Genomic DNA, 15258 nt, shown 5'->3' with positions numbered 1-15258 from the left:
TTGGTACCCATTTACTTTGTGCGCCTGATCGGAATCTTCCGCAGGCGCGTTTTGTTTTACCGGCATCTCCGGCTTTTCCCGGTGCATCTCCGGATGGGGCCTCTACCTGTTCAGGAGAAAACAATGGCTACAGGCACCGTGAAGTGGTTCAACTCGGAAAAGGGCTTCGGCTTCATCGAGCAGGACGGCGGCGGCCCCGACGTCTTCGCCCACTACTCCAACATCGCCAGCTCCGGCTTCCGTGAGCTGCTGGAGGGCCAGAAGGTCTCGTTCGACGTCGCGCAGGGCCAGAAGGGCCTGCAGGCCGAGAACATCGTCCCCGCCTGATTCGGGACGCGCTTTTCCAGAGCCGGGACCCGCACCTTCGGGTGCGGGTCCCGGCTCGTGCTGTGAATGCTCATGCGAGTGGTGAGCGCGGTGCGTGCAGTCCGTGGGGCCCAGGAAGGAAATCCAGATCCAGCATGACTCGATCCGAACGTCCCGTCCGTAAGCGGCCGGCAAACGGACGCGGCGCCCAGACCGGCGGCTCCGCGAAGACCGGCGGCTCCGCGAGGAGCGCGGGCCGGAACACCGGCCGGGGCGCCGGCCGCAAGGTCGCGCCGCCGCAGGAGTTCTCGCTGCCCGAAACGATCACGCCCGCGCTGCCCGCCGTCGACTCCTTCGACGCGCTGGACATGCCGGCCGCGCTGACCAAGACCCTCGCCGCCCAGGGCGTCACCGAGCCCTTCCCGATCCAGGGCGCCACCCTGCCCAACTCCCTTGCCGGGCGCGACGTTCTCGGCCGGGGCCGCACCGGCTCCGGCAAGACGCTCGCCTTCGGGCTCGCCCTGCTGGCGCGCACCGCGGGCCGCCGGGCCGAGCCCAAGGCTCCGCTCGCCCTCGTCCTGGTGCCCACGCGTGAGCTCGCGCAGCAGGTCAACGACGCGCTGACGCCGTACGCCACCGCCGTCAACCTGCGCATCGCCACGGCCGTCGGCGGAATGTCGATCGGCCGGCAGGCCGGTGCGCTGCGCCGCGGCACCGAGGTGCTGGTGGCCACTCCCGGGCGGCTCAAGGACCTCATCGAGCGGGGCGACTGCTCGCTGGGCCAGGTCGCGATCACCGTGCTCGACGAGGCCGACCAGATGGCCGACATGGGCTTCATGCCGCAGGTCACGGCGCTGCTCCAGCAGGTCGAGCCGGACGGACAGCGGCTGCTGTTCTCGGCGACGCTGGACAAGAACATCGACCGGCTCGTGCGGATGTTCCTCACGGACCCCGTGGTGCACTCCGTCGACCCGTCGGCGGGTGCTGTGACCACCATGGAGCACCACGTGCTGCATGTCGCCGACGAGACCGACAAGAAGGCCGTCGCCCTGCGGATCGCGGCGCGCGACGGCCGGGTCATCCTCTTCGTGGACACCAAGCGGGGCGCCGACCGGTTCACCAAGCGGCTGCTCGCGAGCGGCGTACGGGCGTCCGCGCTGCACGGCGGGCGCAGCCAGCCGCAGCGCAACCGCACCCTCGACCGGTTCAAGAACGGTCAGGTAACCGCGCTCGTCGCCACCAACGTGGCCGCCCGCGGCATCCACATCGACGACCTGGACCTGGTCGTCAACGTCGATCCGCCGACTGACCACAAGGACTATCTGCACCGCGGCGGCCGTACGGCCCGTGCCGGGGAGTCCGGCAGCGTCGTCACCCTCGTACTGCCCGAGCAGAAGCGGGAGATGACCCGTCTGATGGCGGACGCCGGCATCAGCCCGCGCACCGCCCGTATCAAGTCCAGCGACGAGGAGCTGGCCCGCCTCACCGGCGCACGTGAGCCCTCCGGCGTGCCGGTGGTCATCGAGGTGCCGCAGCCCGCCGAGCAGCCGAAGCAGCGGTCCAACTCCCGGCGTGGGGCCGGGGGCGGGGCCCGGCGGCCGTCCGGCACGGGCGCGGGTACGGAGGCCCAGGGCCGCCCGCCGCGCCGTGGTGCTCGGCCCGCGGCGGGCACGGCGGGTGGCACGGCCACCGGTCGCCGTAGCGGCAGTGCCGGTGGTGCTGCCGGTCGCCGTGACGACACGGGCGGGCGCGGGCGTGCCCCGCAGCGCCGCACGGAGCGTGGCGGACAGGGCGGCGGACGCAGGGCGGCCTGAGCGCATCCGGTGAACCGCGCCCCGTCAGGGGCGCGGGGCCGCGCATCGTAGGGCGCGCGGGGCCGCGACATCTGCGGCTCCGCCGCGTGAACACGACCAGCCATGAACCGACTGCGGATGGGGGACGTCCCGTCGCCCCCTGGGCATCACAAGTTGCCCAGGAACCCCGGATCGACGGAGTCGAGCTTCAGGGCGAAGTCCCGGTGCAGGCTGAGGATTTCGGCCAGCGGCACGGCGCGGCGGCTGGTCGAGTGCAGGTCCCGGCGGGCCTCGGCCGACCAGAGGAAGGGCACGACGGACAGCCCCTGCCGTCCGGTCAGCGCTCCGGACTCGGCGCGCCAGCCGGGCCACCGCAGTGTGTCGTAGAAGTGGTCCGTGCCCTCGCTGAGGAGCCAGTGGAGCCAGGCTCCGTGGCCCACTTCGAGGGACTCCCAGCGCAGGGAGTCCGGCGCGAAGTACACGATCTCGCCGGGACGTCCGGGCCGGCCCGCCGCCTCCGGGTCGGGCCCGTTCATGACGAAGACCCCGCCCAGCACGTCGTGGCCGACGACGAGCCCGTTGAAGGGCCGCCAGGCGGGATCGAACCGCGCGGGGAATGCGTTGACCTCGGCGAGGCTCGGCAGGTGCGTGGACGCCCCCGGCAGCCCCGTGGATACACCGGCGCCCGGGCTCCCGTAGATCCGTAGCCACCCGCTGTCCAGCACCACCCCACCGCAGTTGAGCACCATCCCGCCGAGCCAGGACCGCGCGGTGACCTGTAGTTGGAGCAGGGTGGAGCGGCCCTGTCCCGGGTCGCCGGGCAGCACGTCCATGGACACTCCGCTGGTGTCGAGTGCCTCGGACAGCACCGGCCAGGCAGGTTCCTCGACGTCGGTCAGCTCGGTCAGGTCTCGCATGGATTCCCCGTGGATTGTCCGGGCCGGAGCACCGTGCTCAGTAGGCCATCGTGCGCTCGCGGCGCACCGAATAGGTGATGAATCCGGCGCCCAGGCCGAGGAAGAGCGTGCCGCCGACGATGTACGGCGTCGTGTCGACGCTTCCGGTGTCGGCGAGCTGGGCGTGCTCCTCGCCGGACTCCGTGGACATCTGCACCGCGTTGGTGGTGGTCGTCGCGGAGGTTGACGCCGAGACGCTCGGAGTGGGTTCGTCCTGGCTCGCGTTGGCGGACGGGACGAACCACAGGGCCCCCAGGAGGGTCCCCGCGGCGGTGGCGGTCAACAACGATCGACGTGCGGCGGACACGAAATATCGATCCCCTTGTGGCGCTGGCGAATTGGCCGTGTGGGGCGATGCTAATGAAAGGCGCGGGTCGTGGGAAAGTCGAGCAACCCATGGGTCGTACGCTCCGTCCCATGAGTACTCCTGAGACATCACAGTTTGTGCGGCTTCGTGTCGAACTGGTGCTGGAAGTCGACGACGCCGACGCCGTCACCAAGTCCGCGCTGCGCCGGATCGCCGACGACGCCGGCATGCCGGCCGACGAGCGCACGCACGCCGAGAGCGCAGTGACGGAAGACACCGCCGAGGCCCTCGCGTATCTGGTGGATCCGTTCGACCTGGTCAGCCAGGTGCCGGGGATCGACCTCGCCCAGGCCTCCTGGAGCAGCGAGCCCATCGACTACGACCCCGATTCGCCGGATTGGGACCTCGACGAGGATGATGCTGCCGAGGACGACGAAGAAGACGCAGTCGGCTGACGCGGCTTGGGGAAAACGTGACCCCGGGCGGCAACCGCCGTCCGGGGTTTCGTCGTCTCAGCAGACGCACTGGCCACCTCCGCACCACGCGGTCCACTTGTCCGGACGTGGTGTGCCCCACACCTTCGCGGGATGTGGAACGGGACGAAACGGCCGTAGCGTTGAGGGTTTCGACGGGGCCTCGTGTCTTTTGGTGATTCGGCGACGATGGAGAAGCGTGTGATGACGGACAGTAAGCGGCGCAAGGGTCTGATGGCCGCGTCCGCACTGCTCGGCGGGGTGCTGGTGCTCTCTGCGTGCAGCGGAGGTGGCGACAAGACCAGCGCATCGGACGGCGGCGACAGCACGTCGCAGGCCAAGGTCGACGAGGCCGCGGCCAAGAAGACCTCCGAGGCCCAGATCAAGATCACGCCCAAGGACGGCTCCGACAACGCCTCGATCAACAACGGCGCGGCGGTCACAGTGAGCAAGGGCACGCTGACGTCCGTCACGATGCAGACCGCGTCCGGCACAGCCGTCGCCGGTCAGATATCCGCCGACAAGAAGAGCTGGAAGCCCTCCGGCCAGCTCGCGCGGGCCACCACGTACAAGATCGCCGCCGAGGCCACCGACTCCGCGGGCCGCACGGCCCATGAGAACACCTCGTTCACCACGGTCTCCCCGGCCAACAGCTTCATAGGCAACTTCACGCCGGAGGACGGCTCCACCGTCGGCGTCGGCATGCCGGTGTCGATCAACTTCGACAAGGCGATCACGAACAAGGCCGCGGTGCAGAAGGGGATCACCGTCTCCTCCAGCAGCGGCCAGGAGGTCGTCGGGCACTGGTTCAACGCCAACCGCCTGGACTTCCGCCCCGAGAACTACTGGACCGGCGGCTCCACCGTCACCCTCAAGCTGAACCTCGACGGCGTCGAGGGCGCGAGCGGCGTGTACGGCGTGCAGCAGAAGACGGTCACCTTCAAGATCGGCCGCAACCAGGTCTCCATCGTCGACGCCCAGACCAAGACGATGAAGGTCACCCAGGACGGCAAGGTCATCAAGACCATCCCGATCTCCGCGGGCGCTCCGGACCACACGACGTACCAGGGCCAGATGGTGATCTCCGAGAAGTTCAAGGAGACCCGGATGGACGGCTCGACGGTCGGCTTCACGAACGACGACGGCAAGGGCGAGTACGACATCAAGGACGTGCCGCACGCCATGCGTCTGTCGAACTCCGGCACCTTCATCCACGGCAACTACTGGGGCGCCAAGTCCATCTTCGGCGCGGTGAACACCAGCCACGGCTGTGTCGGCCTGTCCGACACCAAGGGCGCGGGCGACCCGAACACGCCCGCCTCGTGGTTCTACAACCACTCGCTGATCGGTGACGTCGTGGTCGTCAAGAACACCGGCGACAAGACGATCGCTCCGGACAACGGTCTCAACGGCTGGAACCTGGGCTGGGCGGCCTGGAAGGCCGGTTCGGCAGTCTGACCCACCCTCCACACGACGGCCCGCACTCCACCAGGAGCGCGGGCCGTTCGTCTTGGCGGGCGCACAGCGTTCCTCGGTGGCGCACAGGTGAATTCGCCGCCCGCCACAGCCTTCTCATCGTTCTCTTATTTCGGCCTTATCCCTTCATCACGCGCCGTACCTAGCTTGCGGCCCATGTTCTTCACCTACCTGAGGCGCGAACTGCGCCGCCGCAGAAAGGCGGCCCTCGTCGTCGCCTCCGGACTCGCCCTGGGCATCGCCCTGGTCATCGTGGTCAGCTCCGTGTCCTCGGGCATGGAGAAGGCCCAGGGCAAGGTCCTCCAGTCGCTGTACGGGCTGGGTACGGACATGACGGTCACCAAGGCGGCGGCGCCCACGTCGAGCAGCAGCGACCGCCCTCGCTTCAACTTCGACGCCCAGGACAACGGCTCCGACAAGGAGCAGAGCAGCGACCGCGTCATGGTCCAGGGCTTCCAGACCCTGGCAGCCTCGACGGTCTCCAAGGTCGACTCCCAGAAGGGCGTCGCGGACTCCGTCGGCGGACTGAGCCTCCAGGTCATCCGCGTCAACGGTCAGTTCACCCGGGGTCAGTTCCAGCAGAACCAGAACGGCGGCAACCAGCAGGGCGGCCGCGGCGGCGCCCAGCCCTCGCCCCAGGGCACCATCAAGGGCGGCGGCGCCGACTTCGACGTCAACAACTACTCGGTCTACGGCACCGACGTCACCAAGCCGGCCCTGGGCCCGCTGACCTCGTCGAAGATCAGCAGCGGTCGTACGTTCAAGACGTCCGAGACCGACGCCAAGGTCGTCGTCGCCGACAAGTCGTACGCCAAGGAGAAGAAGCTCAAGCTCGGCAGCACGGTCACCATCAAGAGCGTCAAGTACAAGGTCATCGGCATCGCGACGCCGGACAGCGGTGACGCGGCGGCCAACCTCTACATCCCGCTCAAGCAGGCGCAGACGCTCAGCGACTCCAAGGACAAGGTCACCACGATCTACGTCAAGGCGTCCGACTCGCAGCAGATCAGCAGCGTCAAGAGCACCATCCAGAAGAACATCTCGGGTACGACGGTCACCACCTCCGCCGACCTCGCCGACACCGTCTCCGGTTCCCTGTCGACCGCCTCCAGCCTCGCTTCGAACGTCGGCAAGTGGCTTTCCATCGCGGTGCTCGTGGCCGCGTTCCTGGTCGCGGGTCTGCTGACCTCCTCGGCCGTCTCCCGCCGGGTGCGCGAGTTCGGCACTCTCAAGGCGCTCGGCTGGAAGTCGGGCCGGGTGACCCGTCAGGTCGTCGGTGAGGCCGTCGTCAACGGTCTGGTCGGCGGCGCCCTCGGTATCGCGCTCGGCCTCGCGGGCGCCTATGCCGTCACCGAGATCAGCCCCACCCTGCAGGCACAGGTGGGGAGTTCGGGCGGTGGCCCGGGCGGCGGTCCCGGCGGCGGTGCCGGTGGCTTCGGCGGTCCCGCCCGGCAGACCGCTTCCAAGGCCCTCGACGTCGCGCTCACCGCCCCCGTCAGCCTCGACACCATCGTCGTCGCGGTCGCCCTCGCCGTCACCGGCGGTCTGATCGCCGGCGCCTTCGGCGGCTGGCGCGCCTCCCGGCTGCGGCCCGCGGACGCCCTGCGCCGCGTCGAATAAGCCCCGCGCCCCCCTGAGGGGGTGTCGTACTTACGTATCCCAGGAGTTGCACCATGTACGAACTCAGAGGCGTCACCAAGCGCTATGTGCGGGGCAAGGAAACGGTCGACGCGCTCGCCGGTATCGATCTGACCATCGGGGACGGCGACCGGCTCGTCATCCAGGGCCCCACCGGTGGCGGAAAGTCCACCCTTCTTCAGATGCTCGGCGGGCTCGACCGCCCCACCGCGGGCAGTGTCGAACTCGACGGCACGGACATGGCGAAACTGTCCGAGGCGAGGCTCACCAAGGTGCGCAGCGAGAACATCGGCTTCGTCTTTCAAAGCTTCAACCTGATTCCCACGCTCACCGCCCAGGAGAACGTGGAGACCGCCCTCGTACCCCTCGGTGCGAAGACGAAGGAACGGCGCGAACGGGCCGCCGCGGCACTGGAGTCGGTGGGACTGGCCGAGCGGCTCGGGCATCTGCCCGCCGAGCTGTCCGGAGGCCAGCAGCAGCGCGTCGCCATCGCCCGCGCCCTGGTCAAGCAGCCGAAGGTGCTGCTCGCCGACGAACCCACCGGAAACCTCGACGAATCCATGCGCGACGAGATCATGGACGTACTGGAAGCCATGTGGAAGGAGCACGGGCTCACTTTCATCATGGTCACCCACGACTCCGCGATCGCGAAGAAGGCCCCGCGGCTTGCGACGATCCGCAAGGGCCGGATCACGGTCAAGGAGAACGCCGGAGCATGAGGAAGCACAAAGGGGGGAGTGCGGGAGCCCGGCGGAACAAGTCCGTCAACTCTTCATGGCTCCCTCTCTATTGAGCGGCCGATCACCCCCCGGGCATACTTGCGCTTTCCGGGGGGTGCACGCGCATGCGTACGGGACGTCCCCCGGCCGGACGAATGGGGAATTCGCCCGGACCTCATCTCCAGGGGGAGACTTGCGCAGACAAGTGAAAAGAGCGTGCGCGGCGACCATCGCCACGGCGGCCGCCGTGGCTCTGGCGGCGGGAATGACCAGCCCGGCGTCCGCGAAGCAGGAGCACGCGAGCAGCGCGTCCAGGGCCGGACTCGCGGCCCGGCACCACATCACGCTGATCACCGGCGACCGGGTGGCCGTCGACGCCAAGGGCCGCGTCGTCGGCTTCGAACGGGCCAAGGGCCGCGCCCACATACCCGTGTCGATCCGCAAGGCGGACGGTCATACGCTCGTGGTGCCGGCCGACGCCCAGCGTCTGATAGCCGGCGGCAAGCTCGACCAGCGGCTCTTCGATGTCACCGAGTTGAACAAGGCGGCCACGCGCAAGGCCCAGAAGCAGGGCCTGAAGCTGATCGTCGGTTACAAGGGAGCCGCGACCGCCGCCAAGGCCGACGTCCGCGAGGCGGGTACGCTCCGCCGGACCCTGAAGTCTCTGAACGCGGACGCGGTGCTGACGCCGAAGCAGGACGCGGCTCAGCTCTGGTCGGCGGTCACCAACGGCGGCAGCGCGGCCTCCGGCATCGCGCACGTCTGGCTGGACGGCGTCCGCAAGGCGAGCCTGGACAAGTCGGTGCCGCAGATCGGCGCCCCGAAGGCGTGGGCGGCCGGCTACGACGGCAAGGGCGTCGAGATCGCCGTTCTGGATACGGGCGTCGACTCGACCCACCCGGACCTCAAGGACCAGGTGATCGCGGCCAAGAACTTCTCCACCTCCGCCGACGCGACCGACAAGTTCGGCCATGGCACGCATGTCGCCTCGATCGCGGCGGGCACCGGCGCCAAGTCGAACGGCAAGTACAAGGGTGTCGCGCCCGGCGCGAAGATCCTCAACGGCAAGGTCCTCAGCGACGACGGCTACGGAGACGACTCCAGCATCATCGCGGGCATGGAGTGGGCCGCCGACCAGGGCGCCGACGTCGTCAACCTCAGCCTGGGCGGTGGCGACACCCCCGAGATCGACCCGCTCGAAGCCGAGGTCAACAAGCTCTCCGAGCAGAAGGGCATCCTCTTCGCGATCGCCGCCGGCAACGACGGCGACTTCGGCGAGCAGACCATCGGCTCCCCGGGCAGCGCGGCCGACGCGCTCACCGTCGGCGCCGTCGACGACAACGACAAGCTGGCGTCCTTCTCCAGCCGCGGTCCCGGCCTCGACGGCGCCATCAAGCCCGACGTGACCGCCCCCGGCGTCAACATCACGGCGGCCGCGGCTCCGGGCAGTCTCATCGACAAGGAGGTCGGTGAGAAGCCCCCGGGCTATCTGACGATCTCCGGTACGTCGATGGCGACCCCGCATGTCGCGGGCGCGGCGGCAATCCTCAAGCAGGAGCACCCGGACTGGACGTTCGCCGAGCTCAAGGGCGCGCTGACCGGCTCCGCCAAGGGTGGCAAGTACACGCCGTTCCAGCAGGGTTCGGGCCGTATCGCCGTCGACAAGGCGATCAAGCAGTCCGTGGTCGCCGACCCGAACTCGGTGAGCTTCGGCGTCCAGCAGTGGCCGCACACCGACGACAAGCCGGTGACCAAGCAGCTCACCTACCGCAACCTCGGCAAGACCGACGTCACCCTGACCCTCTCGGCGACCGCCACCAACCCCAAGGGCCAGGCGGCTCCTTCGGGCTTCTTCACGCTCGCGTCGAAGACGGTCAAGGTCCCGGCGGGCGGCAAGGCCTCGGTGGACGTCACCGTCAACACCAAGCTGGGCGGCACCACGAACGGCGCGTACTCGGCGTACGTGACGGCCACGGGCGGCGGCCAGTCGGTGCGGACCGCGGCCGCGGTGCAGCGCGAGGTGGAGTCGTACGACGTCAAGGTGAAGTACCTCGTGCGTGACGGGCAGCAGCCCATCCACCTCACCGACCTCTACGCCTACTCGGGCCTGGCCAACGGGCGGGACTTCTTCTCGCAGGGCACCGGGGCCACGGAAACCATCCGCGTGCCCAAGGGCACCTACATCCTCGACTCCCAGCTGGTGAAGGACCTCACGACCATCGAGGGCGGCGTGGACTGGCTGGTCCAGCCCAGGCTGAGCGTCACCAGGAACACCACGGTGACCGTCGACCAGCGCACGGCCAAGGCTGCCGACATCACGGTGCCGGACGCCCAGGCCAAGCCGGTGTCCGCGATGGTCTCGTACATGTTCGACCCGGCGGGCGTCGGCGTCGGCCTGGGCCTGGAGTCCTTCCAGGACCTGCGGGTCGGCCACATCGGCCCGGCGGTCTCCTCCGGTCTGTCCCAGAGCTGGTCGGGTACGTGGACCAAGGGCGAGAACACCGAGTACGACGTGTTCACCGGCAGCAAGGTCACCAAGCTGCAGGGCGCGCACGTCAAGCACTACAAGGCGAGCGACCTGGCCACGGTGAGGACGAACCTGGGGGCGGCGTCCTCCGGCAAGACGGGTGCGGTTACCGCGTACGGGTTCCTGCCCGCCGACTTCTCCTTCGGGACCGCCGTCGAGCAGAAGCTGCCGGGCACGCGCACGCTGCACGTCTCCACCGGTGACCATGTCCAGTGGGGGCTCGACTTCGAGCAGTACGGCGGCAAGGACGCCGAGGGCTTCCCGATCAGCGAGGCCTTCTACACCCTGGGCGACCCGCAGACCTTCAAGGCGGGCAACAGCTACACGAAGACGTTCAACACCGGCGTCTTCGGCCCGAAGATCGGCGGTCTGTACGGCGTCTACCGCGACGGCAAGTACCTCAGCGGCTATCTGCCGATGTTCGCCGACGGCCAGTCGCACGCCGGGGCCTCGCTCTACACCTCGGTCAGGACGACCCTGTACCGCAACGGCACCAAGGTCGCCGAGACCGACGATCCGCTGGACGGCAGCGGCCAGTTCAAGGTGCCGGACGCGGACGCGGCCTACAAGCTGACCACGTCCATCAAGCGTTCCGTGAAGGTGGCCGCGGCCTCCACGCGGATCGACGCGAGCTGGACGTTCCGCTCCAAGAAGGTCGACACGGCGAAGCTGCCGGTCTCCACGGCCCGCTTCGGCGCATCCCTCGGTCTGGACAGCCGTGGTGCTGCCGACCGGAAGGTCACCATCCCGGTCACCGTCCAGGGCGCGGCCGCGGGCTCCAACCTCCAGTCGCTGTCCGTGTACGTCTCGTACGACTACGGCCAGACGTGGACCAAGCTGGACGTCAGAAACGGCAAGATCACCTTCAAGAATCCGGCGAAGGGCAAGGGCATCTCGTTCCACGCCAAGATCGCCGACAAGAAGGGGAACAAGTCGACGATCTCGATCTACAACGCGTACTACGGCAAGTGAGGCGTGAGGTGTCGGCGGCCGGGTTTCGCTGACCGCTGACACGACCGGACGGCCCGTCGGAAGGAGCGCTTCCGGCGGGCCTTCCGTGTTTGTGTGGGGGCATGACCGTTTCGACTGTCGAATACATCCGGTACCGGATTCCCGAGCAGCAGTCGGCGGAGTTCCTGGCCGCCTACACCCGGGCCGCCGCCCAGCTGGCCGCGGCCCCGCAGTGCGTCGACTACGAACTGACGCGCTGCGAGGAGGACTTCGAGCACTTCATCCTGCGGATCACATGGACGTCGACCGAGGACCACGTCGAGGGCTTCCGCAAGTCCGAGCTCTTCCCCGACTTCCTCGCCGAGATCCGCCCCTACATCGGCAACATCGAGGAGATGCGCCACTACAAGCCGACAACGGTGCGGGGCACGGGCGCGTCCGTACCCACGCTCTATGCCTGGGCGGGGGGCGCCGAGGCCTTCACACGACTGACGGAGGTCTTCTACGACAAGGTCGTCAAGGACGACCTCCTCGCGCCGCTGTTCGCGGACCTCGCCCCCGAGCACGCCGCGCATGTCGCCCTCTGGCTCGGCGAGGTCTTCGGCGGCCCGCCGGCGTACTCCGAAACCCAGGGCGGGCACGGCCACATGGTCGCCAAGCACCTGGGCAAGGGGATCACGGAGCCCCAGCGGCGCCGCTGGGTGAACCTCCTCCAGGACGCGGCGGACGACGCGGGGCTGCCGACCGATGCCGAGTTCCGCTCGGCGTTCGTCGCGTACGCGGAGTGGGGGACGCGGCTGGCCGTGTACTTCTCGGGGCCGGACGCGGTGCCTCCGGGGGAGCAGCCGATCCCGAAGTGGACATGGGGGGCGGCCCCGCCGTACCAGGGGTGAGGGTGGGTTCGCGCAGTTCCCCGCGCCCTTTTCGGCGACGCGGGGAACTGCGCGAACGAGGTCCGGGGCGCAGCCCCGGGTACGGGTCGGGCAGGGGCGGAGGGGCGAAAAGCCTACGGTGGGGTCGCGGCGCCCGCGCGGGTCGCGTCCGTGCCCCAGGACGCCAGCAGGCGCAGCGCCTCCGCCGAGGCGGACCCCGGCTCCGCGTGATACGTGATCAGTACCTGCTCACCGTCGCCCGACAACCGGAACGACTCGAACTGCAACGCCAGGTCACCCACCAGCGGATGCCGCAGCCGCTTCACGCCGTAGGTCTTCTCCTTGACATCGTGCGTGGCCCACAGCCGCCGAAAGTCCTCGCTCTTCACGGAGAGCTCGCCGACCAGGGCCGAGAGCTGCGGATCGTCAGGATGACAGCCCGCGTCCATGCGCAGAAGACAGACGATGTCGATCGCCTTCTGCTCCCACTCGACGAACAGATCGCGGTACTCGGGCTTCAGGAACACCATCCGTGCCCAGTTCCGCTCCTGCGGCGGCAGCTCCGACCAGTCCCCGAACACGGCCGCGGCCATCCGGTTCCAGACGAGGATGTCCGAGCGCCGCCCGGTGATGTACGCCGGGACGCCGTCCAACGTGTCGAGCAGTTGCCGCAAGGCCCCCCGCACCTGCTGCGGCCGAGCCGTCTGCTTCTTCTTGTGCTGCTTGGGCTTCGCGAGGTGGGTCAGATGCGCGTGCTCGGCGTCGGAGAGCCGCAGCGCGCGGGCGATCGCGTCGAGCACCTCGGGCGACACGTTGCGCCCGTTTCCCTGCTCCAGGCGCGTGTAGTAGGCGACGGACACCCCGGCCAGCTGTGCCAGCTCCTCGCGGCGCAGCCCGGGCACCCGACGGTGTCGGCCGAAGTCCGGCAGCCCGACGTCCTCCGGCTTCAGCCGGGCCCGGCGGGTGCGCAGGAACTCGCTGAGCTCGGCACGCCGGTCCAGCGACTGCCCCATTCCGCCCGCGGGACCCGGAGAGGGATGTTCATCCATACGTCCAGTATTCACGGTCGTACGCAGAGAAGCCTGACCCCGCCAGTAGTAGGACCAGCGGACGTACGCAGAACTGTGGCCTGGGTGAAAGCTGTGAGCCGGGGCAAGCTGGATCGCGTGCCCGACGGAAGGCAGCCGGGCACAGGACAGACCACTCCTTAGGAGAACCCCGGCATGACCACTGTTGCTGCGTACGCCGCCCCCGCCGCCAAGGCTCCGCTGGAGCGCACCACCATCGAGCGTCGCGAGGTCGGCGAGTTCGACGTCCTGATCGACATCAAGTTCGCCGGTATCTGCCACTCCGACATCCACCAGGCCCGTGAGGGCTGGGGCGAGGCGATCTTCCCGATGGTGCCGGGCCACGAGATCGCCGGCATCGTCTCCGAGGTCGGCTCCGGTGTCACCAAGTTCAAGGTCGGCGACCGCGTGGGCGTCGGCTGCATGGTCGACTCCTGCCGCGAGTGCGAGAACTGCGAGGCGGGCCTGGAGCAGTACTGCCTCAAGGGCAACGTGGGCACGTACAACGCCGTCGGCAAGGACGGCGAACCCACCTACGGCGGCTACTCCGAGAAGATCGTCGTGGACGAGAACTTCACCGTCCGCATCCCCGACGGCATCTCCCTCGACGAGGCCGCGCCGCTGCTCTGCGCCGGCATCACCACGTACTCCCCGCTCAAGCACTGGAACGCCGGCCCCGGCAAGAAGGTCGCCGTCCTCGGCATGGGCGGCCTCGGCCACATGGGCGTCAAGATCGCGCACGCGCTGGGCGCCGAGGTCACGGTCCTCTCCCAGTCGCTCCGCAAGAAGGACGACGGACTGAAGCTGGGCGCCGACCACTACTACGCCACCAGCGACCCGAAGACCTTCCAGGAACTGCGCGGCACCTTCGATCTGATCCTGTCCACGGTCTCGGCCCCACTGGACCTGGACGCCTACCTGTCCCTCCTCAAGACCGACGGCGCCTTCGTGAACGTGGGCGCGCCCGAGGAGCCCGTCAAGCTCAACCTCTTCTCGGTGATCGGCGGCCGCAAGACCCTCGCGGGCTCCGGCATCGGCGGCATCCGGGAAACCCAGGAGATGCTCGACTTCTGCGCCGAGCACGGCTTCGGCGCCGAGATCGAGCTGATCAGCGCCTCCGAGATCAACGACGCGTACGAGCGCGTACTGGCGAGCGACGTGCGCTACCGCTTCGTGATCGACACCGCCACGATCTAGTTCTTGAGCGCTGGTTCCTGAGCGCTGGTTCCTGTGCACAGAGGGCGCCGACGGGTCGTACGGCCGGTCGACGCCCTCGGCGTTCCCGTCGTAGGACTCGGGGATCCGGGGGACCGTGAGGGCCGCGGCGGTGACGGCGAGCGGGAGGGCGACGACCAGCCAGGCCGTACGTCCTGTGATGGACGTACGGCCCGTGGCAGACGTATGACGTCTCACGTGTGACGTATCACTTGCCGAGGGTGTCCGCGAGCCGTCGTACGACCAGCCGTGCGGCGGTCGGACCGGCGTTGAGGCACCAGGGGCCGTCGTCGACCTTCACCGCGTGCCCGGCCTCGACGGCCCGCATCGACTTCCACAGCGGTCCGGCGAGCACGCTCCCGGCCAATGTCCCACGCTCCGCGGGAACTCCCCGTCCTCGGCGCTCCCGGCTCCCATCTCGCGAGGACTCCGATCCATAACTAAGGGAAGGCTTGCCTTGCTTTCCTGGAGGGGTCTGGGACCAGGGAGCCGGGATGCCTACTGTGGAAGGACGGAGAAGGAATCACGAGGCACACAACGACGTACAGGCACGCACGGGGAGGTCATCGCGATGTCCGTCGAGTTGAACCACACGATCGTCGCCGCCCACGACAAGAAGGCCTCGGCCCAGTTCCTCGCGGACATCCTGGGCCTCCAGGTGAGCCCGCAGTACGGCCCGTTCATCCCGGTCCCGATCCCCAACGGCGTCACCCTCGACTACATGGACACGAGCGCGACGATCACCCCGCAGCACTACGCCTTCCTCGTCTCGGACGAGGACTTCGACAAGATCTTCGCCCGCATCAGGGCGGCCGGCCTCACCTACTGGGCGGACCCGGCCCACCGCCGTGTCAACGAGATCAACACCAATGACGGCGGCCGCGGCACCTACTTCGACGATCCGAACGGCCACAACCTGGAGATACTGACCCGACCGTACGGAAGCGGCGACGACTGA

14 protein-coding genes are annotated in these 15258 nt (G+C 68.7%); 10 read left to right on the top strand and 4 right to left on the bottom strand.

Going from position 1 to position 15258, the window contains the following annotated elements:
• The first annotated feature begins 123 nt into the window (after positions 1-123).
• Together ACIBK0_RS36215 and ACIBK0_RS36210 are read left to right on the top strand one after the other, a co-directional pair.
• On the top strand, positions 124-327 hold the full coding sequence (locus ACIBK0_RS36215) for a cold-shock protein (protein ID WP_168510673.1): 204 nt from the start codon (positions 124-126) through the stop codon (positions 325-327).
• A 134-nt stretch (positions 328-461) separates the two neighbouring features.
• Positions 462-2120: a DEAD/DEAH box helicase gene (locus tag ACIBK0_RS36210; RefSeq protein WP_399089212.1), complete on the top strand. Its 1659-nt coding sequence runs from the start codon at positions 462-464 to the stop codon at positions 2118-2120.
• Between the two features lie 146 nt (positions 2121-2266).
• On the opposite strand, the gene ACIBK0_RS36205 is transcribed toward ACIBK0_RS36210, so the two are convergent.
• Both ACIBK0_RS36205 and ACIBK0_RS36200 read right to left on the bottom strand, forming a co-directional pair.
• Positions 2267-3016 (bottom strand): DUF2625 family protein, encoded by a 750-nt coding sequence (locus tag ACIBK0_RS36205; RefSeq protein WP_399089209.1) that lies wholly within the window; start codon positions 3014-3016, stop codon positions 2267-2269.
• 37 nt (positions 3017-3053) lie between these two features.
• Positions 3054-3362 (bottom strand): hypothetical protein, encoded by a 309-nt coding sequence (locus ACIBK0_RS36200; RefSeq protein WP_399089206.1) that lies wholly within the window; start codon positions 3360-3362, stop codon positions 3054-3056.
• A 110-nt stretch (positions 3363-3472) separates the two neighbouring features.
• Between ACIBK0_RS36200 and ACIBK0_RS36195 the strand changes: the two genes are divergently transcribed.
• From ACIBK0_RS36195 to ACIBK0_RS36170, 6 genes are all read left to right on the top strand, one after another.
• A complete protein-coding gene (locus ACIBK0_RS36195) occupies positions 3473-3817 on the top strand; it encodes a hypothetical protein (RefSeq protein WP_399089203.1) in 345 nt (114 codons plus the stop codon).
• 222 nt (positions 3818-4039) lie between these two features.
• Positions 4040-5293, top strand: a complete 1254-nt coding sequence (locus ACIBK0_RS36190; protein WP_399089200.1) for an Ig-like domain-containing protein — start codon at positions 4040-4042, stop codon at positions 5291-5293.
• Between the two features lie 174 nt (positions 5294-5467).
• Positions 5468-6931 carry an ABC transporter permease gene (locus tag ACIBK0_RS36185; RefSeq protein WP_399089197.1) on the top strand — a complete coding sequence of 488 codons (1464 nt, stop codon included), beginning with the start codon at positions 5468-5470 and terminating at the stop codon, positions 6929-6931.
• 53 nt (positions 6932-6984) lie between these two features.
• Positions 6985-7668: an ABC transporter ATP-binding protein gene (locus tag ACIBK0_RS36180; RefSeq protein WP_399089194.1), complete on the top strand. Its 684-nt coding sequence runs from the start codon at positions 6985-6987 to the stop codon at positions 7666-7668.
• Between the two features lie 205 nt (positions 7669-7873).
• Positions 7874-11167: a S8 family peptidase gene (locus ACIBK0_RS36175; protein ID WP_399089191.1), complete on the top strand. Its 3294-nt coding sequence runs from the start codon at positions 7874-7876 to the stop codon at positions 11165-11167.
• A 101-nt stretch (positions 11168-11268) separates the two neighbouring features.
• Positions 11269-12039 (top strand): group II truncated hemoglobin, encoded by a 771-nt coding sequence (locus ACIBK0_RS36170; RefSeq protein ID WP_399089188.1) that lies wholly within the window; start codon positions 11269-11271, stop codon positions 12037-12039.
• A gap of 113 nt (positions 12040-12152) precedes the next feature.
• Here ACIBK0_RS36170 and ACIBK0_RS36165 read toward each other — a convergent pair whose 3' ends face one another.
• Complete coding sequence (locus ACIBK0_RS36165; RefSeq protein ID WP_399089185.1) at positions 12153-13067, bottom strand: helix-turn-helix transcriptional regulator; 915 nt, start codon at positions 13065-13067, stop codon at positions 12153-12155.
• Positions 13068-13241: 174 nt separating this feature from the next.
• Between ACIBK0_RS36165 and ACIBK0_RS36160 the strand changes: the two genes are divergently transcribed.
• A complete protein-coding gene (locus tag ACIBK0_RS36160; protein WP_399089182.1) occupies positions 13242-14282 on the top strand; it encodes an NAD(P)-dependent alcohol dehydrogenase in 1041 nt (346 codons plus the stop codon).
• A 226-nt stretch (positions 14283-14508) separates the two neighbouring features.
• Here the strand turns inward: ACIBK0_RS36160 and ACIBK0_RS36155 are convergent, their stop codons facing one another.
• Positions 14509-14667 (bottom strand): hypothetical protein, encoded by a 159-nt coding sequence (locus ACIBK0_RS36155; RefSeq protein ID WP_399089179.1) that lies wholly within the window; start codon positions 14665-14667, stop codon positions 14509-14511.
• A gap of 204 nt (positions 14668-14871) precedes the next feature.
• Here ACIBK0_RS36155 and ACIBK0_RS36150 point away from each other — a divergent pair, with 204 nt between their 5' ends.
• Positions 14872-15258, top strand: a complete 387-nt coding sequence (locus tag ACIBK0_RS36150) for a VOC family protein (RefSeq protein WP_399089176.1) — start codon at positions 14872-14874, stop codon at positions 15256-15258.

This window comes from Streptomyces sp. NPDC050564, assembly GCF_044457265.1.
Classification (GTDB): Bacteria; Actinomycetota; Actinomycetes; order Streptomycetales; family Streptomycetaceae; genus Streptomyces.
This window is presented reverse-complemented; position numbering and strand designations above follow the sequence as displayed.